Annotated in this window: 23 protein-coding genes and 1 tRNA gene; 8 read left to right on the top strand and 16 right to left on the bottom strand. The window is 66.9% G+C overall.

The features are described 5' to 3' along the window. Window positions 1–215 precede the first annotated feature (215 nt). Entirely contained in the window at window positions 216–752 is a 537-nt protein-coding gene (gene nusG, locus ETX26_RS09805) for a transcription termination/antitermination protein NusG (RefSeq protein ID WP_119513977.1), read from the bottom strand. A 34-nt stretch (window positions 753–786) separates the two neighbouring features. Beyond that, window positions 787–981, bottom strand: a complete 195-nt coding sequence (gene secE / locus ETX26_RS09810) for a preprotein translocase subunit SecE (RefSeq protein ID WP_129524511.1) — start codon at window positions 979–981, stop codon at window positions 787–789. A 310-nt stretch (window positions 982–1,291) separates the two neighbouring features. Here secE and ETX26_RS09815 point away from each other — a divergent pair, with 310 nt between their 5' ends. Further along, window positions 1,292–2,833: an alanine/glycine:cation symporter family protein gene (locus ETX26_RS09815; protein ID WP_129524512.1), complete on the top strand. Its 1,542-nt coding sequence runs from the start codon at window positions 1,292–1,294 to the stop codon at window positions 2,831–2,833. A gap of 57 nt (window positions 2,834–2,890) precedes the next feature. On the opposite strand, the gene ETX26_RS14310 is transcribed toward ETX26_RS09815, so the two are convergent. Both ETX26_RS14310 and ETX26_RS09820 read right to left on the bottom strand, forming a co-directional pair. Continuing rightward, window positions 2,891–3,061, bottom strand: coding sequence for a hypothetical protein (locus ETX26_RS14310; RefSeq protein ID WP_165271729.1), 171 nt, complete (start codon window positions 3,059–3,061; stop codon window positions 2,891–2,893). Between the two features lie 178 nt (window positions 3,062–3,239). Further along, window positions 3,240–3,315, bottom strand: a tRNA-Trp gene (locus tag ETX26_RS09820). A gap of 99 nt (window positions 3,316–3,414) precedes the next feature. On the opposite strand from ETX26_RS09820, the gene aat reads away from it, so the two are divergent. Then, window positions 3,415–4,110: a leucyl/phenylalanyl-tRNA--protein transferase gene (gene aat, locus ETX26_RS09825; RefSeq protein WP_129524513.1), complete on the top strand. Its 696-nt coding sequence runs from the start codon at window positions 3,415–3,417 to the stop codon at window positions 4,108–4,110. On the opposite strand, the gene ETX26_RS09830 is transcribed toward aat, so the two are convergent. The 4 genes from ETX26_RS09830 to ETX26_RS09845 all read right to left on the bottom strand — a co-directional run bounded on the left by ETX26_RS09830 (window position 4,029) and on the right by ETX26_RS09845 (window position 6,062). Continuing rightward, window positions 4,029–4,541: a DUF2155 domain-containing protein gene (locus ETX26_RS09830; RefSeq protein ID WP_129524514.1), complete on the bottom strand. Its 513-nt coding sequence runs from the start codon at window positions 4,539–4,541 to the stop codon at window positions 4,029–4,031. The two genes, aat and ETX26_RS09830, sit on opposite strands and share 82 nt — an antisense overlap. 2 nt (window positions 4,542–4,543) lie before the next feature. Further along, complete coding sequence (locus ETX26_RS09835; protein ID WP_129524515.1) at window positions 4,544–4,942, bottom strand: NADH:ubiquinone oxidoreductase subunit NDUFA12; 399 nt, start codon at window positions 4,940–4,942, stop codon at window positions 4,544–4,546. A 61-nt stretch (window positions 4,943–5,003) separates the two neighbouring features. Next, window positions 5,004–5,501, bottom strand: a complete 498-nt coding sequence (locus ETX26_RS09840; RefSeq protein ID WP_129524516.1) for a DUF192 domain-containing protein — start codon at window positions 5,499–5,501, stop codon at window positions 5,004–5,006. Next, entirely contained in the window at window positions 5,502–6,062 is a 561-nt protein-coding gene (locus ETX26_RS09845) for a regulatory protein RecX (RefSeq protein WP_129524517.1), read from the bottom strand. 146 nt (window positions 6,063–6,208) lie between these two features. Here ETX26_RS09845 and ETX26_RS09850 point away from each other — a divergent pair, with 146 nt between their 5' ends. Beyond that, window positions 6,209–7,948, top strand: a complete 1,740-nt coding sequence (locus tag ETX26_RS09850; protein WP_129524518.1) for a fatty acyl-AMP ligase — start codon at window positions 6,209–6,211, stop codon at window positions 7,946–7,948. A 240-nt stretch (window positions 7,949–8,188) separates the two neighbouring features. Here the strand turns inward: ETX26_RS09850 and ETX26_RS09855 are convergent, their stop codons facing one another. After that, window positions 8,189–9,736 carry a DUF389 domain-containing protein gene (locus ETX26_RS09855; protein ID WP_129524519.1) on the bottom strand — a complete coding sequence of 516 codons (1,548 nt, stop codon included), beginning with the start codon at window positions 9,734–9,736 and terminating at the stop codon, window positions 8,189–8,191. Window positions 9,737–9,880: 144 nt separating this feature from the next. On the opposite strand from ETX26_RS09855, the gene ETX26_RS09860 reads away from it, so the two are divergent. From ETX26_RS09860 to ETX26_RS09870, 3 genes are read left to right on the top strand one after another with little or no spacing between them, the layout of a single operon-like run. Further along, window positions 9,881–11,095 (top strand): toxic anion resistance protein, encoded by a 1,215-nt coding sequence (locus tag ETX26_RS09860; RefSeq protein ID WP_129524520.1) that lies wholly within the window; start codon window positions 9,881–9,883, stop codon window positions 11,093–11,095. Further along, window positions 11,095–11,835: an O-antigen ligase family protein gene (locus ETX26_RS09865; RefSeq protein ID WP_129524521.1), complete on the top strand. Its 741-nt coding sequence runs from the start codon at window positions 11,095–11,097 to the stop codon at window positions 11,833–11,835. The genes ETX26_RS09860 and ETX26_RS09865 overlap by 1 nt, the downstream gene beginning before the upstream one ends. Further along, the gene (locus ETX26_RS09870; RefSeq protein ID WP_129524522.1) at window positions 11,835–12,137 is read left to right on the top strand and encodes a polyhydroxyalkanoic acid system family protein; all 303 of its coding nucleotides are present in this window, start codon (window positions 11,835–11,837) and stop codon (window positions 12,135–12,137) included. Before ETX26_RS09865 ends, ETX26_RS09870 begins: the two co-directional genes overlap by 1 nt. A 5-nt stretch (window positions 12,138–12,142) precedes the next feature. On the opposite strand, the gene ETX26_RS09875 is transcribed toward ETX26_RS09870, so the two are convergent. From ETX26_RS09875 to ETX26_RS09895, 5 genes are all read right to left on the bottom strand, one after another. Beyond that, window positions 12,143–13,171: a mannose-1-phosphate guanylyltransferase gene (locus ETX26_RS09875; RefSeq protein ID WP_129524523.1), complete on the bottom strand. Its 1,029-nt coding sequence runs from the start codon at window positions 13,169–13,171 to the stop codon at window positions 12,143–12,145. Window positions 13,172–13,242: 71 nt separating this feature from the next. Next, window positions 13,243–13,965 (bottom strand): energy transducer TonB, encoded by a 723-nt coding sequence (locus ETX26_RS09880; protein ID WP_129524524.1) that lies wholly within the window; start codon window positions 13,963–13,965, stop codon window positions 13,243–13,245. A 143-nt stretch (window positions 13,966–14,108) separates the two neighbouring features. Beyond that, window positions 14,109–16,577, bottom strand: coding sequence for a TonB-dependent receptor (locus ETX26_RS09885; RefSeq protein WP_129524525.1), 2,469 nt, complete (start codon window positions 16,575–16,577; stop codon window positions 14,109–14,111). A gap of 233 nt (window positions 16,578–16,810) precedes the next feature. After that, entirely contained in the window at window positions 16,811–17,740 is a 930-nt protein-coding gene (locus tag ETX26_RS09890) for an isopenicillin N synthase family dioxygenase (protein ID WP_129524526.1), read from the bottom strand. A 10-nt stretch (window positions 17,741–17,750) separates the two neighbouring features. Beyond that, on the bottom strand, window positions 17,751–19,058 hold the full coding sequence (locus ETX26_RS09895) for a NupC/NupG family nucleoside CNT transporter (protein ID WP_129524527.1): 1,308 nt from the start codon (window positions 19,056–19,058) through the stop codon (window positions 17,751–17,753). A gap of 121 nt (window positions 19,059–19,179) precedes the next feature. On the opposite strand from ETX26_RS09895, the gene ETX26_RS09900 reads away from it, so the two are divergent. Beyond that, a complete protein-coding gene (locus ETX26_RS09900; RefSeq protein ID WP_129524528.1) occupies window positions 19,180–19,848 on the top strand; it encodes a queuosine precursor transporter in 669 nt (222 codons plus the stop codon). Here ETX26_RS09900 and ETX26_RS09905 read toward each other — a convergent pair whose 3' ends face one another. Together ETX26_RS09905 and ETX26_RS09910 are read right to left on the bottom strand one after the other, a co-directional pair. Continuing rightward, entirely contained in the window at window positions 19,849–20,109 is a 261-nt protein-coding gene (locus ETX26_RS09905) for a hypothetical protein (RefSeq protein WP_129524529.1), read from the bottom strand. It abuts the gene before it with no gap. 49 nt (window positions 20,110–20,158) lie between these two features. After that, complete coding sequence (locus tag ETX26_RS09910; protein WP_129524530.1) at window positions 20,159–20,623, bottom strand: Lrp/AsnC family transcriptional regulator; 465 nt, start codon at window positions 20,621–20,623, stop codon at window positions 20,159–20,161. A 128-nt stretch (window positions 20,624–20,751) separates the two neighbouring features. On the opposite strand from ETX26_RS09910, the gene ETX26_RS09915 reads away from it, so the two are divergent. Next, a complete protein-coding gene (locus ETX26_RS09915) occupies window positions 20,752–21,804 on the top strand; it encodes a Leu/Phe/Val dehydrogenase (protein WP_129524531.1) in 1,053 nt (350 codons plus the stop codon). Window positions 21,805–21,808: the final 4 nt, after the last annotated feature.

The raw sequence follows: 21,808 nt of genomic DNA on the forward strand, positions 1-21,808 counted from the left end.
CGCGGAGAGAACGCGCTCGCGCCGCAGGTGCATTGCCAAGCCTATGGCCCGACCTCGAACCGGCGATACAGATGAAGAGCGGCTGCGCCGCGGGCGCAACACCCCCCGCGTCTCCGCGTCTCTGCGTGAATCCCGACTATCTGCCTCCGCCATCCGCGACGCGGCGGCGGCCTGAGGTCCCCGCCTGCGCGGGGGCTCACGCGTCTGCGCGGGCGCTACTTGACCAGTTCGACCTGTTCGAAGTCGAGCTCCACCGGCGTCGCGCGGCCGAAGATCGAGACGCTGACCTTGACCTTGGCCTTGTCGAAGTCGAGCTCTTCCACCACGCCGTTGAAGCTGGCGAACGGGCCGTCGAGCACCTTGACCTGGTCGCCGATCTCGTAATCGACGCTGATGTCCTTCTTGGGCGCGGCCTTGGCTTCCTCGACGCCGCCGAAATAGCGCGCCGCTTCCTTCTCGGAGATCGGCTGCGGCTTGTTGCCGGAGCCGAGGAAGCCGGTGACCTTGGGCGTGTTCTTGACCAGGTGATAGACGTCGTCCGTCAGCCGCAGCTTGGCGAGCACGTAGCCGGGCATGAACTTGCGTTCGACCTGGACCTTCTTGCCGCGCTTGACCTCGGTCACGGTTTCGGTCGGGACCTGCACTTCCTCCACCGCCTCGGACAGCCCCAGCCGTTCGGCTTCGGCGATGATCGCGTCGCGGACCTTGTTCTCGAAACCCGAATAGGCGTGGATGATGTACCAGCGAGCCATTGTGATCCCTGTCGTGTCGTTCGTGTTTTTTCGATCAGGCCAGCGTCAGCAGCCAGCGCACCACCGCGCCGAAGGCCGAATCGACGCCGAGGAAGAACAGCGAGAGGACCAGCATCATGATGCCGACGAAGATCGACGTGCGGACCGTCTCTTCGCGCGTCGGCCACACCACCTTGCTGCCTTCGGCGCGGACCTGGCGGATGAATTCCCCGGGAGTGGTCTTGGCCATGTGCTCTCTCGCTCTTGCCTGAAATTCCTGTTGCGCCTTCCGGAATGGGACCATCGCCGCCCCGGTTCAAGTCCGGGAGGGGCTTTTCGAGGCTCCGATGTCGGAAGGCGGCCTGCATTTAGTCTGCACGCAATGCAAAAGCAAGGCAGGCGCGGTCCCGATCGCCCGGACCCACGGTGCGCGCCGTAAAGCGCCGCCACGCCGGGCTCGGGGAGCCTATCCGGTTGCAATGGAAACTTGGGACTGGTCCTTGCGGCATCACGCCGTTAGCGTGGCGCCTTTTCAAGGGACGCATGAGGGGACAGAGCGAATGGCAACAGGCCAGGCACCAGCCGCGCTGGGCGAACGATTGATCGAACCGGTCACCAACATATCCGATTTCATCTGGGGCGGCACCTGGAACGGGGAGCAGCTGATCCCCATCCCCCCGCTGGCCGTGATCCTGCTCGGCGTGGGGCTGTGGATCATGGTGGGGCTGCGCTTCTACCCGATCGTCAAGTTCGGCGCCGCGGTACGCGGGCTGTTCGCCAGCCGGAAGGGATCCGGCTCGGGCGAGATCAGCCCGTTCGCGGCGCTGTCCACCGCGCTTTCGGGCCAGGTCGGCACGGGCAACCTGGCCGGCGTCGCGACCGCGATCGCGCTCGGCGGCCCCGGGGCGGTGTTCTGGATGTGGGTCACCGCACTGTTCGGCATGGCGCTCGCCTTCGCCGAAGGGAGCCTCGCCATCCGCTACCGCGAAACCACCTCCGACGGCGTCGCGCGCGGCGGACCGATGAGCTACATCATGATGGGCCTCGGCCCGAAATGGACCTGGCTCGCCATCGTGTTCTGCCTCGGCACCCTGTTTTCCGCGCTCGTCACCGGCAACTCGATCCAGGCCAACGAGGTTGCGAGCGGGCTCAACGAGCTGTTCGGGCTGGAGCGCTGGCTCGGCGGGCTGATCGTCGCGATCGCGGTGTTCGTCGTCATCATCGGCGGCATCAAGTCGATCGGCAATGTCGCCGAGAAGGTCGTGCCCTTCATGGCCGCGGCCTATATCGTGATGGCGATCACGGCGCTGATCCTCAATTTCGGCGACTTGCCCGAGACCTTCGGCCGCATTTTCGGCGGGGCGTTCAACGCACAGAGCGCGAGCGGCGGGTTCGTCGGCGCGGCGATCATCCTGGCGATCCGCGCAGGCGTCGCCCGCGGGCTGTTCTCGAACGAGGCCGGTCAGGGCTCGACCCCGATGGCGCATGCCGTCGCGCAGACCGACGATCCCGAGCAGCAGGGCCGCATGGCGATGCTCGGCACGTTCATCGACACGATCGTGATCTGCACGATGACCGCGCTGGTGATCCTGACCGTGCAGGGCGACTTCACCTACAACGGCCAGCCGGTCGATCACGTCTGGCAATCGGACCTCGGCACGACCGCCATGTCCGGCTTCGTCACCACCTCGGGCGCGTTCGCCGCGGCTTTCCCGTTCGAGATCTTCTCGGTGCCGCTGGGGACATTCGTCGCCAGCGTGGCGCTGATCCTGTTCGTCTTCACCACGATGCTCACCTGGTCGTATTACGGCGAGCGCGCGATCACCTTCATCTACGACCGCGTGCCGGGCTCGACCCGCGGCGGGGAAAAGAAGCTGCATGTCGCGTGGCGGGTGATCTGGTGCATCGCGATCTTCATCGGCGCGACGCAGCCGTCGCAGCTCGTCTGGCGGCTCGGCGATATTTCCAACGCGACGATGGCGCTGCCGAACCTGCTTGCGCTGGCGCTGCTCTCGGGCGTGGTGTTCAAGCTGGCACGGGGAGAACGGACCGCGGGGCGGGACTACCACCGTGAGACCTCGGAAGAGCCCGAGGAATACTGACGCGCACCGCGCAAAAGGGGCCGGCCGCCTGAACGGCCGGCCCCTTGCACGTCGATTCTAGTGCGTGCCGAACAGCCGGGCCAGAAGCCCGGGTTCTTCCATCGGCCGAATCGGCCCGTGCATCATGTATCGCAGCGAGGCGTCGCGGTGCGGGCGCGGTTGCACCCAGCCATCGGGACGGCTGCTGCGGAAGGACAAACTCGACATGGCCTTTACCTCCATGAACATTTGCACCCTCCGTCCGACGCTTATAATGACCGGTTCGCCGCAGCGGTTCCCACCATTTTTTCGCTCTTGGGGCAGCCGTCGCCCTCACCCTGCGCCAGCGCAGGACTTCCGGGGCAGTTCCCGAAAAGCGGAAATTTTCATGAGATGTGGCGCGAATGCCATCGCGGCCGATACCGCCTGGCAGGGGTGACAGGATTCGAACCCGTGGCCCTCGGTTTTGGAGACCGATGCTCTACCAACTGAGCTACACCCCTGCAGGCGGAAGCGCCCTCTAGAGCCAAGCACGAAGGATGGCAAGGCGGCGCGCGCATCGCGCTAGGAACTTGCCGCCGTGCGCGGTATGGGCGGCAGCGATGCACGCGCCCGCGCAAGGCCCGATCCCCGGCGATCTCCTGCTGCTCGCCTATCGCAACGGGATCTTCCCGATGGCGGACGCACGCGACGATCCGGACGTGTTCTGGGTAGAGCCGCGCCGGCGGGCGATCATTCCGCTCGACGAGTTCCACTGCTCGCGCTCGCTGCGCAAGGTTCTGCGGCGGGGCGCGTTCACCGTCACCATCGACCGCGCGTTCGAGGAGGTTCTGCAGGCTTGCGCCGCGCCCCGGCCGGACCACGAGGGGACCTGGATCAACCGCCGGATCGAGGAGAGTTTCTGTACCCTCCACCGCGAGGGGCACGCGCACTCGCTCGAATGCTGGCGGGGCGGCGAGCTGGTCGGCGGGCTCTACGGCCTCGCAGTCGACCGCGCGTTCTGCGGGGAGAGCATGTTCAGCCGCGCCGACGATGCCTCGAAGGTGGCGCTCGCGTGGCTGGTGGCGCTGATGCGGCGCGCGGGCTTTGCGTTGCTGGATTGCCAGTTCATGACGCCGCACCTCGCCTCGCTCGGGGCGGTCGAGATCTCGCAGCAGCGCTACTGCGCCCTGCTCGATGAGGCGCGCGGGGAGCCGCGCATGTCGCTGGCCGAGGCCTACGACTCGCTGCTGGAAGAGGCCGGGCCGTCCTCTTCGCCGGGGAAGGTCATCGCGCAGTCCTTCACCCAGACGTCGTAGATCGGGTGCTCGACCACGTTCAGGCTGGGCGAGTTCTTGAACAGCCAGCCCGAGAAGACCTTGTCCCACACGCCTTCGTCGCCCGCCTGGCGGACGAAGACCTGGACGAACGCGCCTGTCTCGTGCGGCAGTTCCCATGGGGCGGTGCGTTCGCAGGCGGCGAGGCGGACGATCACGTCGCCCACGCGGCGCGATTCGCCCGGCTGCATCTCCAGGTCCTGCGACAGGTTGTTGCGCTTGTTGAGCAGACCGAGCGTGGCGACCCGGTCCTCCATCGGCGTCCCCGCGCCGCTGTCGCCGACCGGCACGGGCGGCGTGCCGGTGCGCAGGCTCTCGGGAATCTCCGTCTCGACCGGCTCCGGCGCCGGCGCTTCCTGCGTGCAGGCGGCAAGCGCCGCCGCCAGTGGCAGCGCGAGGGCGAGCCGGGCCACGCTCAGCTGTCCGGCGACCACGCTTCGTAGTCGCCCGTTGCCGCAGCGCGGCGCCCGCCGCGCTGCAGCGCGCCCTGCGGCAGGTAGGCTGCCTCCGTCCCCGTCGCGTTCGGCGTATAGTCGGCCTCCCAGATCCGGGGCGGCGGCAAGCGGCTCTCGGGCACGTCGTCGAACTGGCCGTGGAGCCAGCCGTGCCATTCGGGCGGCACGCGGCTGGCGTCGTTCGAACCGTCGTAGATCACCCAGCGGCGCTCCCGCCCGTCGGGCGTCTTCTTGCGCGAGCGGAAATAGCGGTTTCCCTGCGCATCGGTGCCGACCTCGACCCCGTGGCGCCAGCTATGGAGCAGCGTGCCGATCGTCGCGCCGTTCCACCAGGTGAAGATCTTGGCCAGGAAGTTCATGGAGCGGGCGGTTAGCCGATTCGCCCCGCGCGGCCAAGCGCGCAATCGAGAACGGCCGCGATTACCATTCGACCGCGTCGCCCGGCTCGATCCCCAATTCGGCCGCGCGGCCGCCGGGGATTTCGAGCACGGCGCTCGTCAGCCCGACGGCCGAGACCGACTCGAGCGAATAGGGAACGGTGTTCGCGGCGATGTTCATGATCCGCCCGTCCTCGCCCACGAAGATGATGTCGAGCGGCAGCGGGGTGTTCTTCATCCAGAAGCTCGCCACGTCGGGCGGATTGCGCGGGAAGATCATGCCCTCGTTGGGCCCCAGCTCGGTGCGGAACATCAGCCCGCGCGCCTGCTCCTGGGCAGTGCGCGCGACTTCCACCGCGAATTCATGCCGCTCGCCGTCGCTGATCACCGCGAGCGGTATGATCTCGAGGCCGGAGACGGGATGGCGGGATTCCGCCGTCTGCGCGTCCGCCGCGCCCGTGGCGGCGGCCGCTCCCGTGCCCGGCTGCGGCGAACAGGCGACGACCAGCGCGGCGGCAAGAAGGGATAGCGGTCGGCGCATCTATCGATCCTCGTCTTCGGCAGCGGCGTCGGCCACCCATTGCTCGGCATCCTCGACGCTCTCCGCATCCACTAGCGCGCGCGCTTCGTCAAATCCATGCCCGGCGCGGATCATTGCCGCCATCTGCTTCTCGCGCCGTTCGCGGTCGGGTTTTTCCGGCCCGAACGGGCCGAAGCGGCGCTTGCGTGCGAGGGTAAGCGCGGCCTCCCGCCGCGCCCGCTCGCGCGGCCGGGCCCGATCGCGCAACGCCTCGTCGATCCCTGCCCCGCGCAGTGCCTGCTCGATCCGGCGCGTGCCATATCCGCTTCGGAGCAGCCCTCCGGCCCGCGCCCGCGCATAGGCTTCGTCGTCAACGTAGCCCAGTTCGGCGAAGCGCGCCGCGATCGCGCCGGGCTCGGCGGGCCGCTCGCCATCCCACCCGCGCTCGCGGAGCTTGCGCGCGAGATAGGCTTCCAGTTTGCCCGTGGTGGTCGCGAAACGCGCGACGTAGGCGAGCGCGAGCTCCTCCAGCCGCGCGGCGTCGAGCGGCTTCGGCGGGCGCCTTTTGCGCCTCTCGTGCATTCGTTCGCGAACCATGCGGCCTTATTCGTGCCACACTCGTTCGGAAATGGGAAAGTTTGAAACGACGGCGAGGAAGGGATAAGGGCGCCGGTAGGGGATAATGAAAGCGCTATGTTGCGCGCCAATGACGGGTACCGCCTCCAGACATGACCGATTTCAACCTGATTCCGACCCCGAACGACTGCGCCTTGCCGCGTCGCAGGTCGGATTTCGCCACCTTCAACGAGGCGGTCGACTACGCCGCCCGGAGCGAGAAGGGCCTCAATTTCCACGACATGCGCGGCACGCTGGAACGGGCCTATCCCTACGGCGAAATGCGCGAGGACGCGCTGGCGATGGCCCGGCGGCTGGTCGCGGCCGGGATCGGCAAGGAAGACCGCGTGGCCCTCGTCGCCGAGACCGGGCCGGAATTCGCCGCGCTGTTCTGCGCCTGCGTCTATGCCGGCGCCTGGCCGGTGCCGCTGCCGCTGCCGACCAGCTTCGGCGGCAAGGAGAGCTATATCGAGCAGCTCGCCGTGCAGCTCGAAAGCTCGGACCCGAAGATCCTCATCTATCCGCCCGAGATCGCCGAAATGGCGCAGGCGGCCGCCGACCGGCAGGGCTGCGAGGGGATTGATTGGGCGAGCTTCGCGGAGCGTGAGGCGCCCGACTGCGAACTGCCCGAGGCGAAGCCGGACGACATCTGCTACCTGCAGTACTCCTCCGGCTCGACCCGCTTCCCGACCGGCGTGGCGGTGACGCACGAGGCGCTGCTGCACAATCTCTACGGCCATGCGACCATGGTCGACCTGGGCGAAAACGACCGGGTGGTGAGCTGGCTGCCCTGGTATCACGACATGGGCCTGGTCGGCTGTCTCCTCTCGCCGATCGCCAACCAGGCCTCGGTCGATTACCTCAAGACCGAGCATTTCGCGCGCCGCCCGCTCGCCTGGCTCGATCTGATCAGCCGCAACAAGGGCAACACGCTCTCCTACTCGCCGACCTTCGGCTACGACATCTGCGCCCGCCGCATCTCGAGCCAGAGCAGCGTTTCGGAGCGCTTCGACCTCTCGCGCTGGCGCACCGCGGGCAACGGGGCGGACATGATCCGGCCCGACGTGATGCAGAGTTTCGTCAACGCTTTCGCCGACGCGGGCTTCCGCGCGAGCGCGTTCACCCCAAGCTACGGCCTGGCCGAAGCGACGCTCGCGGTGACCGTGATGCCGCCGGGCGAAGGCATCCGCGTGGAGCTGGTGGAGGAGGAGCGCCTGTCGGGCACACGAGCCGATTTCTCCCGCCCCGCGCGCTACCGCGCGATCGTCAACTGCGGCAAGCCGCTCCCCGGCATGGAAGTCGAAATCCGCGGGGAAGACGGAAAAGCCAAGGGCGATCACAAGATCGGCAAGGTCTGGTGCCGCGGCAAGAGCGTCATGCATTCCTACTTCCGCAACGAGGAGGCGACCAGCGACTGCCTGGTCGACGGCTGGCTCGACACGGGCGACATGGGCTACATGGCGGACGGCTACCTGTTCATCGTCGGCCGGGCGAAGGACATGATCATCATCAACGGCAAGAACCACTGGCCGCAGGACATCGAGTGGGCGGTGGAGCAATTGCCCGGCTTCAACCACGGCGACATCGCGGCGTTCTCGGTCGAGACCGAAAACGGCGAGGAAGCGCCGGCAGTGCTGGTCCATTGCCGCGTGTCCGACCCGGAGGAGCGCGTGCGCCTGCACGAGCAGATCCGCGACAAGGTCCGCTCGATCACCGGCATGAACTGCGTGGTCGAACTGGTCCCCCCGCGCACCCTGCCGCGCACCAGCTCGGGCAAGCTGAGCCGGGCGAAGGCCAAGCGGCTCTACCTCGCCGGCGAGATCCAGCCCCTGCCCCTGATGGAAGCCGCCTGAGCATCAGGCTAGGTTCGGGATTTGATAGGGTCCTGAGCCTGGTTCCCATTCTTTCCTGATCCTCCCCATCGTCTCGCGATGGGGAGGTGGCAGACGCTGCAAGCGTCTGACGGAGGGGAACTGGCGCGCAAAAGGCCCCTCCACCACGAGCCGCTTCGCGTCTCGCGGTCCCCCTCCCCATCGCGAGACGGTGGGGAGGATCGTCCCCGCCATTCCCGTTCGCGCGCGGCTGCGTTCCGCCTATTCGCCCTCGTTCGGAGCCCATTCGACGCGCACCTCGCCCGTGCGGGTCTGGCCCAGGCTGGCCTCCGCCCCCTGCCCGACGAGCAGTGCACGAACGGTCTCCGCTTGCTCTTCCGGACCCGCGACCGTCAGGCGCCGGCCGAGCCGCTGCGCCGCCCAGGCTGCCAGCGCGATCGCCTCGCGGGCGGCGTCGCCGGGTTCCTCGCCCTCGAAGGTAACGGAGGGGAGCGTCGCGACGGGCGGGATCAATTCGACCCTCCATTCGGGCTCGGTCGCGGCGATCCGGCGTTCGAGCGCGGCATAGGTTTCGAGCGGCGCTCCGGGCAGAGCCACAGCGCGCACGAGGGCACGCCGGCGCTGACGGTCGATCAGAACGTCATCCTCCTCGACGCCGGCGGCCAGCGCGAGCCGCGCCGCCAGCTCTTCGAGGCGATCGCGCGTGGCTTCCTCCTCGGCGAGCTTGGCAGAGGCCAGTTGGGCTTCCTCGGCGCTCTCCTCGTCCCGGACGAGGAACTGCTTGAGCTGCACGTCGACCGCCGTACCGAGCAAACGCGCAAGATTCTCTTCCGATCGCACCTCCGCGTCGGGTTCGAGCCGTGTCGTCCACACGAAAGCCGAAACCCGCACGGGCTCGCCGTCGAATTCGATCTCGGGCTGGGACAAGCGCGAGGAGGTGCCGAAATGCGCCGAGAGTTCGCTGCGCACCTGCCTGGCGGCGCCGGCTTCCCAGGCAATCTGGTGCAGCGAGAAGCCGAGCGGCACCGCAAGGGTGATAAATACCAGGCCGAGCACGAAGTTCTGCCACCGCGTCTGGTTTTCCGACAGCGTCGCGCTGAAACCGTACAGGCGCGCCATCGCCCATACGGTGAGCGCGATCGTCACGAAGTTGGTCACGTAGAGCAGCAGCGCGCCGGTGAATACCGTCCAGTTCAGTGTCGCGAGCCCGAAGCCGATCACGGCCAGCGGCGGCATGAGCGCGGTGGCGATGGCGACACCGACGATCGTCCCTTCGCGCCCGCGGATCATGGCATAGGCGCCGGCCATGGCCGAGAACAGGGCGACCATCAGATCGAACAGGTTCGGCCGCGTGCGCGAGGCGATCTCGCTGGTGATGTCCTGCAGCGGCGAAAGGAACACGATGACCGCGCAGAGCCCGATCGCCATCAGTGTCCCCCAGGCGAGCGAATGCGCCGACTGGCGCATCCAGCGGTAATCACCGATCGCCAGCGCGAAACCGAGCCCCATGATCGGGTCCATCAGCGGCGACAGCAGCATGGCGCCGATCACCACGGCCGGCGACGAGAGAAGCAGCCCGAGAACCGCGATGCCGGCCGACATCGCCGTCATGAACAGGTAGCGGGAGGAAAGTGCACATTCCTCGCGGCGCTTGGCGATGACTTCGCCCTGTTCGACGGTTCCGATAACGGCATCGCGCCACCAGCGCCGGAAACTCACGACGACGCGCAGGAACGACCACTGAGGCCGTGCCGCGGCGCCCGCCCCCCCGTTTGCCACGGCTTTCTCGCTCGCTGAACCGCTGTCCATTGCCGGGCTTTAGCGCTTGCCTTGCGCGGAAAAAAGCCGACATTCCGTGAAGGACGGGCACCGCCACCGTTGAATTTCGTGTGTTATGCGCTTAACACAGTATGCAGGAGCCGGCCGCGCCCGGCGAGGAGCGAAGAAGCAGGTATGGCCACCAATCAAACCGCCACCGCGACGGAAACCGATCTGGAACTGACGCCGCCCGATCCCGTGCCCCAGGTCGCGCCGGAGAAAGCCGCAGGCCTCGTGCCCGTGAGCGAGGAGAAGAAGTCCAAGCTGGACCAGAAGGTCGAGGCATTCATCGCCGATCTCGTTTCCGAAGACGCGAACTCTCCCGAATTCGGCAAGAAAGTCGATCAGATCACCAATATGGGCCGCAAGGAAATCATGGCGGCGGCGCAGCATTCGAACCGCTTCCTCGACCGTCCGGTCCGCGCGATGGACAAGGACGAGGGCGTCGGCGCCAACCTGGCCGAGCTGCGCCGCACGGTGGAGGAGCTCGATCCCTCGCGCCGCGGCAAGCTTACGGGTCCGAAGAAGCTGCTCGGCATCATTCCCTTCGGCAACAAGCTCAACGACTATTTCCGCAGCTACCAGAGCGCGCAGACGCACATTCAGGAAATCCTCTCCAAGCTCGCCAACGGCAAGGACGAGCTGCTGATGGACAACGCGGCGATCGACGTCGAACGGTCCAAGCTGTGGGAGGCGATGGGCAATCTGGAGCAGATGATCCATATCTCGCAGGCACTCGACGAGCGGCTGGAGGAAAAGGCCGCCGAGCTCGATGCGACCGATCCGGCCAAGGCCAAGGCGATCCGCGAGACCGCGCTGTTCTACGTCCGCCAGCGCACGCAGGACCTGCTCACCCAGATGGCGGTCAGCGTTCAGGGCTACCTCGCGCTCGATCTGGTCAAGAAGAACAACGTCGAGCTGGTGAAGGGCGTGGACCGCGCCAGCACCACCACCGTCGGCGCGCTGCGCACCGCGGTGACCGTGAGCGAGGCCATGACCAACCAGCGCCTCGTGCTGCAGCAGATCACCGCTCTCAACGACACCACCGCGGGGATCATCGATTCGACCAGCACCATGCTGCGCGAGCAGACGGGCAAGATCCACGAACAGGCCGCGTCGAGCACGATCCCGCTGGAGACGCTCCAGCGCGCGTTCCAGAACATCTACGACACGATGGACGAGGTCGACACCTTCAAGCTGCGCGCGCTCGATTCGATGAAGCAGACGGTGACCGCGCTGAGCCAGGAGGTCGAGAAGTCGAAAGGCTATATCGCCCGCGCCGAAGGCCAGGCGCAGGCTCAGGCCAAGGTGGGCTCGAGCGAGCCGTCGCTGCTGACGCTCGATAGCTGATGCCCGACAGCACGCGAAACAGCGACGTAATTCTCGCCGATGCGCGGCGCTCGCTCGCCGAAAACCGCGCGGGCGGATATCACCGGCGCGCGTCGATCGGGCGCGGCTCGGCCGATCTCAAGACGCGGCACCTGGTCGGCAAGCTCAAGCGCATCGCGCTCGCCGTCGGCGGGATCGTCGTCGCGGCAATGGTCGCGGGTCTCATCGTCGACGGGATCGGCTTTGCCGGCGTGATGGTGGCGCTGCTGGCGATCGTCGCGGCAGTCTTCGTGTTCTCGGCCTTCCCGAAGATGAAAGTGCCCAAGCGCGCCGAGCTCAACAAGGGCGACACGCGCGAGATGGTCGGCCGCACCGAGCTGTGGCTCGAGCACCAGCGCCCCGCCCTGCCTCCGCCTGCGGCGAAGATCGTCGACGATCTCGGCGTCCAGCTCGACGCGCTCGGCCTCCAGCTCGAGACCGTCGACCAGGCACACCCGGCGGTACGCGACGTGCGCCAGCTCGTCGGCGAGCACTTGCCCGAAATGATCGACTCCTACCGCAAGGTGCCGGCGCACCTGCGCGGCGAGAAGCGCGCCGGGGCGACGCCCGACGAGCAGCTCGCCGAAGGGCTCGGCCGCATCAGCCGCGAGATCGACAGCGTCACCCGCCAGCTCGCCGACGGCGCGCTCGACGATCTCGCCGTGCGCCACCGCTACCTCGACTACCGCTACGGCGAAGGCGCCACCAAGGACGAAGGCTGATGCGCGTTGCGATTCCCCACGACCTCCCGCGCGAGACGGTGCGCGAGCGGCTGCGCAGCCGCAGCCACGAGATCGCCGACCACATCCCCGGCGGAATGGCCGAGGTCACGACCACATGGGCGAGCGAGGACAGCATGACCATGCGGGTCAGCGCCATGGGCCAGAATCTCGATGGCCGTGTGAACATCGAGGAGGGGCAGCTCGTGTTCGAGATCGACCTGCCGCCCGCGCTCGGCTTCGTCGAGCCGATGGTCGCCAATGCCGTGCGCCAGCAGGGCCAGAAGCTGCTGACCAAGGACTAGGGTTCCTAGCCGCTCGCGCCGCCGAGCTTGCCGACCTTCTGCGCATCCTCGGCCCGCATCACCAGCACCTCGTCGCCGTCGACCACCACGATGACGTCCTCGAGGCCGATACACGAGACGCGCGGCCCGTCGCTGTCGACCATGACGTTGCGGCAGTCGACCAGCTCGGCCGCCCCGCGTACGACGTTGCCGCCCTCGTCCCCCTCCCGCGCCTCGCGCAGCGCGGTCCAGTTGCCGATGTCCGACCAGCCCATATCCACCGGCACGAGCGCTGCGCGATCGGTGTTCTCCATCACCGCGTAGTCGATCGATTCGCCTTCGATCCCGGCGAAGAACGACGCCGAGGGATGGAACCGCGGCCCGTTGTCGGAACCGCCCGCCACCGCTTCGCGGACAGCCTGCGCCATGGCCGGGCGGTGACGTGCCAGTTCCTCCAGCAGCGTGCCCGCCCGAAACGCGAAGATGCCGCCGTTCCAGCTGAACTCGCCCGAAGCGACGAAGTCGCGCGCCAGCGCCTCGCTCGGCTTCTCGACGAAGCGTGCCACGTCGTAGCCGCCATCGATTGCTGCCCCTCGCTGGATGTATCCGTAGCCGGTTTCGGCCCGGTCGGGCGCGATCCCGAAGGCGACGAGGCGCCCGCGCCCCGCAAGAGCGCCCGCCTGATCGACCGCGGCACGAAAGGCGTCCACGTCGGCGATGTGATGGTCGCTGGGACAGACCAGCATCACCGCATCCTCGGGCAGCAGAGCCGCGGCAAGCGCGATAGCGGGCGCCGTGTTGCGTCCATCCGGCTCGACCACGATGCGCATGCCGGGGTGACCCTGCGCCTCGACGAGGCCGACATGCCGCGCGCCGGTCACCACCATGGGCGGCGCAAAGCGGGCCGCATCGCGGCAGCGGGCCAGCGTCGCCTCGAACAGCGATTGCTCGCCCAGCAGGCGCAGGAAGGGCTTGGGGCGATCGGCGCGGCTTCGCGGCCAGAGCCGCGTTCCGCTGCCGCCGCACAGGATCACCGGATGGATGCCGTCGGTCATGCCTGTGCGTCATTCACCAGCTTGGACGACAGGGCAAGGCTCGGCACCCGCCCGGTACCCGTCTGTCCCGATCAGAACCAGCGTTGCCGCCAGTAGAACGGCGCCGGAACGGGGTTGCCCTGCGCGTCGGTCGCCGGGCGAAAGCGCAGCCGCTCGACCACCAGGCGGCAGGTGATGCGGTCCGCCTCCGGATCGGGGCTCGGGCGATAGACGGTGCAATTCGACGCGCGCCCGTCGACGCCGACGATCGCGCGCACGATCACCTCGGTGCCCCGGCGCGCCGCGCGGCCGCCCGAGGGGACAGGGTAGTCGCGCGCATCGTCGATCGAGCCCGCAATGTGTTCGGGCTTGGTCACCGCGCCGCCACCCTGGCCGCTACCGCCCTGGCCGCTGCCCGTGCCTGCCCCCGAGCCGCCTGCCCCCGTCCCCGCGCCGCTCTCGCTCGCACCGGAAGTGTCGGCGGTGCCGGTGGAGGAGGCCCTGGGCGCCGGCGATGGACGCGGAACCGGGATCGGCGGGTCCGGCACAGCAACCTCGCGAGGTACCGCCTCACGCCCCTCCTCGCCCGAGGCGCCGGCATCCGGTTCGGCCGGAGGCTCGGGCAGTTCTTCGGGCGGAGTCGTGATCGTAACCGTGACCGCCTCGACCACCTGCCGCTCGACCGCTCCGGTGAAATCGGGCGCAAACGCCTTGGCCAGCCCGTAGATCGCGAGGACATGCAGCAGCGCGACGAGCAGCAGGGTGCCGAGGCGGGGTCTGCGGCGCCTGTTCGAAAATCCGGTCGCCCTCGTCATCTCGCTCGGCACCCTATCGAAGTGGCTGACGTCGCGCCAAGTTTCCTCTTCGAGGCAGCATGCGGCTGGCCTGGCGGGAAGACAAAGAAAAACGGCGGCACCCAGGGGTGCCGCCGTCCTTTTCTCACCGTTCGTGCCGGCTGTTAGAAACCGACGACCAACGAGGCGACGATGGTGCGCGGAGCACCGATGTTCACGAACTCGGATTCGCTGATCAGGTCGGTCGGCGCGGAACCGATGTAGACCTCGTCGAACAGGTTGATGACGTTGAGCTGGAAGTAGGAGCGTTCCAGGCCCGCATCGGCGAGCGAGTAACGCAGGTCCAGATCGGCCACCGTATAGCCCGGCAGGGTGATCGTGTTGATATCGTTCAGGAAGCGCGAACCGGTGCGCTTGACCTGCGCGCCGATGTCGAACGCGCCCAGGCTGGCCTGAACGCGCGCGCCCAGCGTGTACTCGGGCACGCCCGATTCGCGCTTGCCGGCCGTCGGCGCGATCTCGTCGACGTCGAGCAGAACGTCATCCTTGATCTCCGAGTCCTGGTAGGAGCCGAAAACATAGGCGAGCAGTTCGGGGATCGGCTGGATCGAGATCGAACCGTCGATGCCGTACTTCTCGACTTCGCCCAGGTTGCGGGTGACCGTGCAATCGCATTCGAGGCTGTAGGCCGATGCCAACCGATTCTGATACTTGGTGTACCAGCCCGACAGTTGGGCCTGAACGATACCGGTCTGGTAGCGCACGCCAACGTCGAAACTATCCGAGGTTTCCGGCACCGGCTGAGCCGCCGGATCGGATTCATCGAAATAGAGCGAACCGTAGAGCACGTCCGTGCCGGGCACCGACAGGTTCTTCGCATAGCTGGCGAAGACGCTGGCGGCATCGGTGAAATTATAGGTGAAGCCGACGTTCGGCAGGAACTTGTCGTAGTTCAGCACCCGCGAGGTCGGCGCCGCAGCGTTCGGATTGGCCGCGGCATAGCCGGCTCCATCTCCCGGCGAGACGCAATCGACGAACCCGCCCGCCGAGGTGGTGAAGCAGTACTGGTTCAGGTCACGCTCGAAGAAGGGGACACGCGCGCCCAGCAGCACCACCAGATCGTCGTCCAGGAACTCGCCGCGATACTCACCCGAAACCTGGTGAAGCGTCGCATAGGACAGACGGTTGCGCTTGTTGAGCTGATTGCCCTCCGCATCGAGGATCGGGTCGTTGACCGGGAAGACGTCGACTGGTTCACCGCTGGGATAGAGGAAGCCGGCCTGGCCGGTCTGGCGGTGACGCGCACGATCGAAGGTGTAGGCGAGACGGACCCGGTGATCGTCGCTGATATCGTAAGCGAGGTTGGTGATCACCCCGAAACGATGCGTCTGAGTCTGGCTGGGCGAAAGGATGCGAACGGCGTCGAGCGTGTCGCCGTCGCCGTTAAGGTCGCGGCCGCCGGCGAAATAATAAACGGCACCGCGGCTGCTGACGAAGGGCACATTGTCAAAAATGACGCCGCTGAAGCCGTCGGAACTCGACCCTTCGATTCCGATGCTGGTCCCGCCGCCATTCGCCTTCACGTACTGATAGCTCGGGTCGACCGTCAGAACGAGGCCATCCGACAGAGTGAAGCGCGAGCTGCCGCGGATGTTACCGGTGTTCGACGGATTGTACCGGCGCTCGAAGGGCGAGCCGCAGCTGTTCGGCGTGTCAGCCTCACCCGTGACCGCGGGAGCTGTCGTGCAGGGCGTGCCGTCGTAGAGATCGTAGAAACGATCTTCGGGCTCGAGCGAGAAATTGGCGTTGTTGTTCGGCGAGCCGTTGAAGTTGTTGCGATTCTGGTTGTAGTGACCGGAAACCGAGATGAAATCCCCGTTCGCGCCCAGCTCCTGGTAGATGCGGCCGTTGTACTGCTGCTTGTCGACGCCGCCGTAGTTCGAGAAGGTGCTTTCGTTCACCGCGCGCGAGGCCGAGAACCATGCCTTGGTGCCCATGCCGGTGATATCGCCGGTGTGAATCATCCCGAAGATGCGGTGGAACGGACGGCTGCCCGGATCGCCGCGGGCAACGATGTCGCCGTAGCTGGCCGACACCATCGCGCCGAACTCGTCGCGCGGGATCAGCGTGCGGATGTTGATGGTACCGCCGACGGCCGAAGCGGTCGGGCTGTCGACGTCGGTGGAACCGAGCGAGACGGTTACCGATTCGAGCGTCTCGGGGTCGAGCTGCTGGTTGGTGTAAAGCGCATAGTTGCCCGAATCGTTGAGCGGGATGCCGTCGACGGTCTGCGAAATGCGATCCGAGCCGAAGCCCCGGATCGTGAAGTTGCCGCCGAGCGAGCCGAACGGGTCGTTGTTGGTGAAGCTCACGCCGGGAACGAGGTTGATGATGTCATTGACCGTCTGACCGGGGGTCTGGCGCAGCATCAGTTCGCGTTCGATTTCCACACGCGCCTTGGGCGTTGCGGGAATGTCCACGCCGCCGACGTCGGTTGCACGGGTGCCGGTGACGATAATCTCGCTCTCCTCGAAATCGAGGGAGCCGGTGGATTGGGCGTGCGCGGTAGAAGGCATCACAGCCGCGGCGGAAAGGCTGACGACGCTGGCAGCCAGGAGGTACTTGAGCTTCATGAAAACGATCCCTTCGGTGAGGCTCGGGTGGAGATGGAAACGGACGCCGGCCCGATAGGCACGAACGGCGACGCTAGAAAGTCGCTTTTGTTACCATGGCGTGACAGTGAGGTCGGTTAAGCGACGATCTTGTCACAGGCCCCGTAAAAGCCGCAGAATCCCAGGGGTTTCCGGCTGTTGCCGCAATGCAACATCAACGCGAAAACCGGTCGCCTGTGGAAAATGGGGCGTACTCAGACGAGATTGATCTCTCGCAGCCGCTGCATCAGGAAGTCGTGACTCGAAATCGGCTCCGGACGCGTGTGGGGCGAGTCGGGGTCGACGCAGCTTTCCAGCGTCTCGATCGTGAAGTCGGGCCGGAAGTGCAGGAAGAACGGCATCGAGTAGCGTGACCGGTAGGCCGCTTCGCCGCGCGGGTTCACCACCCGGTGCGTGGTCGATCGCAGCTTGCCGTTGGTCAGCCGGTCGAGCATGTCGCCGATGTTCACCACCAGCGCGCCTTCGGGAACCTCGATCGCCTTCCACTCGCCGCTCGCGGTGAGCAGCTCGAGCCCGGCCTCTTCGGCGCCGAGCAGCAGGGTGATCGTATTGATGTCACCATGCGCGGCGGCGCGGATCGCGCCTTCCGCATCGGCTCCGGTCAGCGGCGGATAGTGCAGCAGGCGCATGACCGAGTTGCCGTCTTCCACCGTCTTGGCGAACCAGTCCTGCGGCAGCCCAAGGTGGAGCGCGATCGCCTCCAGCACGCGCGCGCCGGCTGTCTCGAACGCGGCGTAGAGTTCTTCGAAGGTTTCGCGGAACCCGGCGACCTCGGTCGGCCAGAGGTTCGGCGCCATGTATTCGGCGAGCGGGTGGCCTTCGCACAGCGAACGGCCGACGTGCCAGAATTCCTTGAGATCGTGGACCGAAGCGTCCTTGGCCTTCTCGGTCCCGAACGGAGTATAGCCGCGGGCACCGCCGCCGCCGGGGATGTGGTAGGCGCGCTTGACCTCGTCCGGCAGAGCGAAGAACGCCTTGGAGAGGTCTTCCGCCTTCGCGATCAGGTCGGCCGGAATGCCGTGATCGCGGATCACCGCGAAGCCGTACTCCTCGAAGCTGCGGCCGATCTCTTCCGAGACTTCGGACAGCGGGCGGGCGATGGAAACGGAAGCGATCTCGGACATGGGTTGCGACTCAATAGGGTAGGAACAGGCCCGCCAGTGCAGCGCTCATCAGGTTGGCGAGACTGCCCGCGGCCAGCGCGCGCAGGCCCAGCTTCGCGATGACCGGGCGCTGATTCGGCGCGAGTCCGCCCGTAACCGCCATCTGGATCGCAATCGAGGAAAAATTGGCGAAACCGCAGAGAGCGAAGGTGACGATCGCGCGGCTGCGGTCGGTCAGCACATCGAGCTGGCCCAGCTCGATGAAGGCGACGAATTCGTTGAGCACGATCTTGGTGCCGAACAGGCCGCCGGCGAGGCCCGCCTCTTCCCACGGCACTCCGATGAGGAACATCACCGGCGCGAACAGCCAGCCGAGCACCATCTGGAACGAAAGATCCGGGTAGCCGAACAGCCCGCCCAATGCGCCGAGGAGGCCGTTAGCAAGGGCCACCAGCGCGACGAACGCCAGCACCATGGCGCCGACCGCCACCGCCAGCTTGACGCCCGTCTGTGCCCCCTGTGCCGCCGCTTCGATGATGTTGGCGGGCCGTTGGCCCTCTTCGAAGGTCTGGGCGACCTCGACTTCATGCGCCTTGTCGCCTTCGGTAATCGCGGCCGGACCTTCGGCGCTGATTCGGCCACGCGGCAGGACGATCTTCCCCTCCGCCTCGGGCGAGGGTTCATCGTCATCCGGCATGATGATCTTCGCCATCAGGATCCCGCCGGGCGCCGACATGAAGGCGGCGGCGAGCAGGAACGGCAGGTATTCGCTGCCGAGCAACCCGGCATAGGCCGCCAGGATCGTGCCCGCGACGCCGGCCATGCCGACGCTCATCAGGGTGAACAGCCGGCTCGGCGAAAGCGCGGCGAGATAGGGGCGGACCACGAGCGGGCTTTCCGACTGGCCGACGAAGATGTTCGCTGCCGCGCCCAGCGATTCCACCCGGCTGATGCCCGTCACCCAGCCGATCGCGCCGCCGACCCAGCGCACCACGCGCTGCATGATCCCGAGGTAATAGAGAATCGAGACCAGCGAGGCGAAGAACACGATCACCGGCAGGGCGCCGAGGGCGAAGGTGTTCTGCAGCGGGTTGTCCGCCCCGAACAGGAACGCGGTGCCGGCATCGGCATAGGAAAGCAGCGCCGCAACCCCGTCGCTCATCCCCTTGATCGTCGCCCGGCCCCAAGGCGTGCGCAGGACCAGGAAGGCGAGCAGGGCCTGCAGGGCAAAAGCCGCGGCTACCACGCGCAGGCGGATGCGGCGCTTGCCCGTCGACAGGAGGAAGGCAAGCGCCAGGATCGCAACGATCCCGAGCAGGCTGGTGAGGACTGGATGCATGGATGGCCCTGTTCGGCGAGATACCTATGCGGCTCTCTTGCCTGCCCGGCATCCACAGTCAAACACGGGAGCCGGCTTAGCCACGCTTCCCTTTTCGCGCACGAGACAATAGGCGGTGGCCATGAACGACGCATCCGCCGCGAATCCCATCCCACAATCCCTTTTCGTCTTCGCGCTCATCTACGGCGGGATGACCGTTCTGGCCGGGTTCCTGGCGGTCAAGCAGGTCATGCTGTGGCCCACCTCGTTGGGTGTCGAGGCGGGGATCTTTGCCTTCCTGATCCTGGTCGTGCTGTCGAGCGCGACGGCGCAGATGCATGGCCCCGCGGTCGCCAACCGGCTGGTCGTGTGGGGCTTCCTGCCGCTCGCGATGTCGATCGTGCTGATCCTGCTCGTTCTGCGCCTGCCCGCGGACCCGGCGATGTGGCCCGAGGGGCTCGAGGCATTCCAGCTGATCCATGCGACGACGCCGCGGATCATGGCAGCGGGGCCGGTCGCCTATCTCGTCTCGCTGCTGCTCAACGTGTGGATCTTCTCCAAGCTCCGCGGCGAGGGCGATGCCAAGGGCAATGTCGGGCTGATGGTGCGCGGCGCAATCGCTTCGGCGCTGAGCCAGGCGATCGATTCGGTGATCTTCATCACGCTCGCCTTCGGCGGCGAGCGCGAGATCGGTTCCCTGATCGCGGGGCAGGCACTGGCGAAGATCGTGCTCTCGCTCGTCCTCGTGCCGTTCCTGATCGCGATTGCGGTGAAGATCGCGCAGCGGCTCGATCGAGGTCAGGCGGGGTAGTCACGTCGTCCCGGTCGCATCGAGCAGGTCCATGAAGTTGCGCGCGGCTTCACGCTCTTCGTGGCTTTCGAAGACCTCGTCCAGGTCGGGTGCGGCGCCCAGCATATAGAGCAGCGTCCACAGCGCGAAACGTTTGCCCGGATCGGTCTCAAGCCCGATGTCGACCTGACAACGTTCGATCCCTGCCGCCAACGCGGACGCGGGCACAGCTTCGATATCGTCCGTGGCGAAATAGCGGCGGAGCAGGTCGTCGAGGTCCATTGCCGGTGCCTAGCGCAGATCGGAGGCCGCTGCCACGGACCGGACGGCCTCAATCCAGCGGCAACTCCGTCGTCGCCTTGATCTCCGACAGGGCGACGGTGGAATTGATCTCCTGAACGCCGGGCAACTTGCTGAGCTGATCGAAGAAGAAGCGTTCGTAGGCGTCGATGTCCTTCGCGACGATCCGCAGCATGAAATCCATCGTCCCCATCAGGACGTAGGCATCGAGAACTTCGGGGAAGCCGCGGATCGTCTCGCTGAACTCGTCGAGATTGGCGCGCCCGTGTGCATTGAGCTTCACCTGGGCGAAGACATGCGCGTTGAGGCCGACCTTGCGCCGGTCGACGATCGCCACGCGCTTGCGGATGTAGCCCTCGCGCTCGAGCCGGTCGATGCGGCGCCAGCAGGGGGAGGCGGACAGGCCGACCCGCTCGGCAATCTGCGCCGTCGTTTGATTCGCGTCGCGCTGCAATTCGCGGAGAATCTTTCTCTCGTATCGGTCGAGTTGGGTCATCCGTTTCGTATAGCCGGATTCTGGGGGTAAAAACATTCCGTAAATGGGCCACCTAGCCACCAAAGCGATGAAGTTTCTCCAGCAAACCGGTGCGATGATCTGCGCAACCTCATGAAGGAGAGACTTGCATGGTTGCCCGCCCCGCCCGCCTGACGCCGCCGCTGCAATGCGTGCCGCTGCGCGATCCCGAAAGCGATCTCGAGGGCGTGATCGTCATCCACTCGACCGCGCTTGGGCCGGGGGCTGGCGGATGCCGCTTCTGGAGCTACCCCGACATGGACCGCGCGCAGGCAGACGCCATGCGGCTGGCCGAAGGGATGAGTTACAAGAACGCGCTCGCCGGTCTGCCGCTTGGCGGGGCCAAGGCGGTCCTGCGCAAGCCGGAGGGAGCCTTCGACCGCACCCGCCTGTTCCGCGCCTTCGGCCGCGCGGTCGAGGAACTCGGCGGGCGTTATGTCACGGCCGAAGATGTCGGCACTTCGGTCGCCGACATGCAGGAGGTCGCCAAGGCGACGCGCCATGTGGCGGGCCTGCCGCCCGCCGAGGGACGCGCAGGCGGCGACCCTTCGCCGTGGACGGCGCTGGGGGTGTTCGAGTCAATGCGGGAGGCTGCGGCCTTCGCGCTCGGCAGCGAACTTTCCGGGCTGACCGTTGCGGTCCAGGGGACCGGCAACGTCGGCGCGGATCTGTGCCGTCACCTCGCGGAAGCGGGCGCGCGACTGGTGATCGCCGATCCGGACCCGCGCCGGCGCGAGGAACTGCGCGCAGCGCTTGGCGCGAGAGTCGTCGACGTCAACGAGATCGCCGAGGTCGAGGCGGACGTGTTCGCCCCCTGCGCCCTCGGCGGCGTGCTGAACCGCGAGAGCGTCGGCAAACTCAGGGTGCGGCTGGTCTGCGGGGCGGCGAACAACCAGCTCGCCAGCCCCGACGTCGGCGCCATGCTGCTCGACCGCGGGATCGCCTACGTGCCCGACTACGTCGCGAATGCGGGCGGGATCATCAGCGTTTCCGCCGAGTATCTGGGCGAAACCGAAACCGACGTTGCGCAGCGGGTCGCCACCATTGCGCCGCGGGTCGCCGAAATCCTTGAACGCGCGGCGCATGAAAACCGCTCGCCCGCCGCCGTTGCCGACGAAATGGCCGAAGAGGTCATCGCCCGGGCGCAGCGAGCCGCGGCCTGAGGCG

Source organism: Pelagerythrobacter rhizovicinus (assembly GCF_004135625.1).
Lineage (GTDB): Bacteria > Pseudomonadota > Alphaproteobacteria > Sphingomonadales > Sphingomonadaceae > Pelagerythrobacter > Pelagerythrobacter rhizovicinus.

Excerpts from the sequence above, each read along its gene's own strand:
- nusG (WP_119513977.1), bottom strand. The coding sequence starts at position 752 with ATGGCTCGCTGGTACATCATCCACGCCTATTCGGGTTTCGAGAACAAG.
- secE (WP_129524511.1), bottom strand. The coding sequence starts at position 981 with ATGGCCAAGACCACTCCCGGGGAATTCATCCGCCAGGTCCGCGCCGAA.
- ETX26_RS09815 (WP_129524512.1), top strand. The coding sequence starts at position 1,292 with ATGGCAACAGGCCAGGCACCAGCCGCGCTGGGCGAACGATTGATCGAA.
- ETX26_RS14310 (WP_165271729.1), bottom strand. The coding sequence starts at position 3,061 with ATGTTCATGGAGGTAAAGGCCATGTCGAGTTTGTCCTTCCGCAGCAGC.
- aat (WP_129524513.1), top strand. The coding sequence starts at position 3,415 with ATGCACGCGCCCGCGCAAGGCCCGATCCCCGGCGATCTCCTGCTGCTC.
- ETX26_RS09835 (WP_129524515.1), bottom strand. The coding sequence starts at position 4,942 with ATGAACTTCCTGGCCAAGATCTTCACCTGGTGGAACGGCGCGACGATC.
- ETX26_RS09840 (WP_129524516.1), bottom strand. The coding sequence starts at position 5,501 with ATGCGCCGACCGCTATCCCTTCTTGCCGCCGCGCTGGTCGTCGCCTGT.
- ETX26_RS09845 (WP_129524517.1), bottom strand. The coding sequence starts at position 6,062 with ATGCACGAGAGGCGCAAAAGGCGCCCGCCGAAGCCGCTCGACGCCGCG.
- ETX26_RS09850 (WP_129524518.1), top strand. The coding sequence starts at position 6,209 with ATGACCGATTTCAACCTGATTCCGACCCCGAACGACTGCGCCTTGCCG.
- ETX26_RS09855 (WP_129524519.1), bottom strand. The coding sequence starts at position 9,736 with ATGGACAGCGGTTCAGCGAGCGAGAAAGCCGTGGCAAACGGGGGGGCG.
- ETX26_RS09860 (WP_129524520.1), top strand. The coding sequence starts at position 9,881 with ATGGCCACCAATCAAACCGCCACCGCGACGGAAACCGATCTGGAACTG.
- ETX26_RS09865 (WP_129524521.1), top strand. The coding sequence starts at position 11,095 with ATGCCCGACAGCACGCGAAACAGCGACGTAATTCTCGCCGATGCGCGG.
- ETX26_RS09870 (WP_129524522.1), top strand. The coding sequence starts at position 11,835 with ATGCGCGTTGCGATTCCCCACGACCTCCCGCGCGAGACGGTGCGCGAG.
- ETX26_RS09875 (WP_129524523.1), bottom strand. The coding sequence starts at position 13,171 with ATGACCGACGGCATCCATCCGGTGATCCTGTGCGGCGGCAGCGGAACG.
- ETX26_RS09880 (WP_129524524.1), bottom strand. The coding sequence starts at position 13,965 with ATGACGAGGGCGACCGGATTTTCGAACAGGCGCCGCAGACCCCGCCTC.
- ETX26_RS09885 (WP_129524525.1), bottom strand. The coding sequence starts at position 16,577 with ATGAAGCTCAAGTACCTCCTGGCTGCCAGCGTCGTCAGCCTTTCCGCC.
- ETX26_RS09890 (WP_129524526.1), bottom strand. The coding sequence starts at position 17,740 with ATGTCCGAGATCGCTTCCGTTTCCATCGCCCGCCCGCTGTCCGAAGTC.
- ETX26_RS09895 (WP_129524527.1), bottom strand. The coding sequence starts at position 19,058 with ATGCATCCAGTCCTCACCAGCCTGCTCGGGATCGTTGCGATCCTGGCG.
- ETX26_RS09900 (WP_129524528.1), top strand. The coding sequence starts at position 19,180 with ATGAACGACGCATCCGCCGCGAATCCCATCCCACAATCCCTTTTCGTC.
- ETX26_RS09905 (WP_129524529.1), bottom strand. The coding sequence starts at position 20,109 with ATGGACCTCGACGACCTGCTCCGCCGCTATTTCGCCACGGACGATATC.
- ETX26_RS09910 (WP_129524530.1), bottom strand. The coding sequence starts at position 20,623 with ATGACCCAACTCGACCGATACGAGAGAAAGATTCTCCGCGAATTGCAG.
- ETX26_RS09915 (WP_129524531.1), top strand. The coding sequence starts at position 20,752 with ATGGTTGCCCGCCCCGCCCGCCTGACGCCGCCGCTGCAATGCGTGCCG.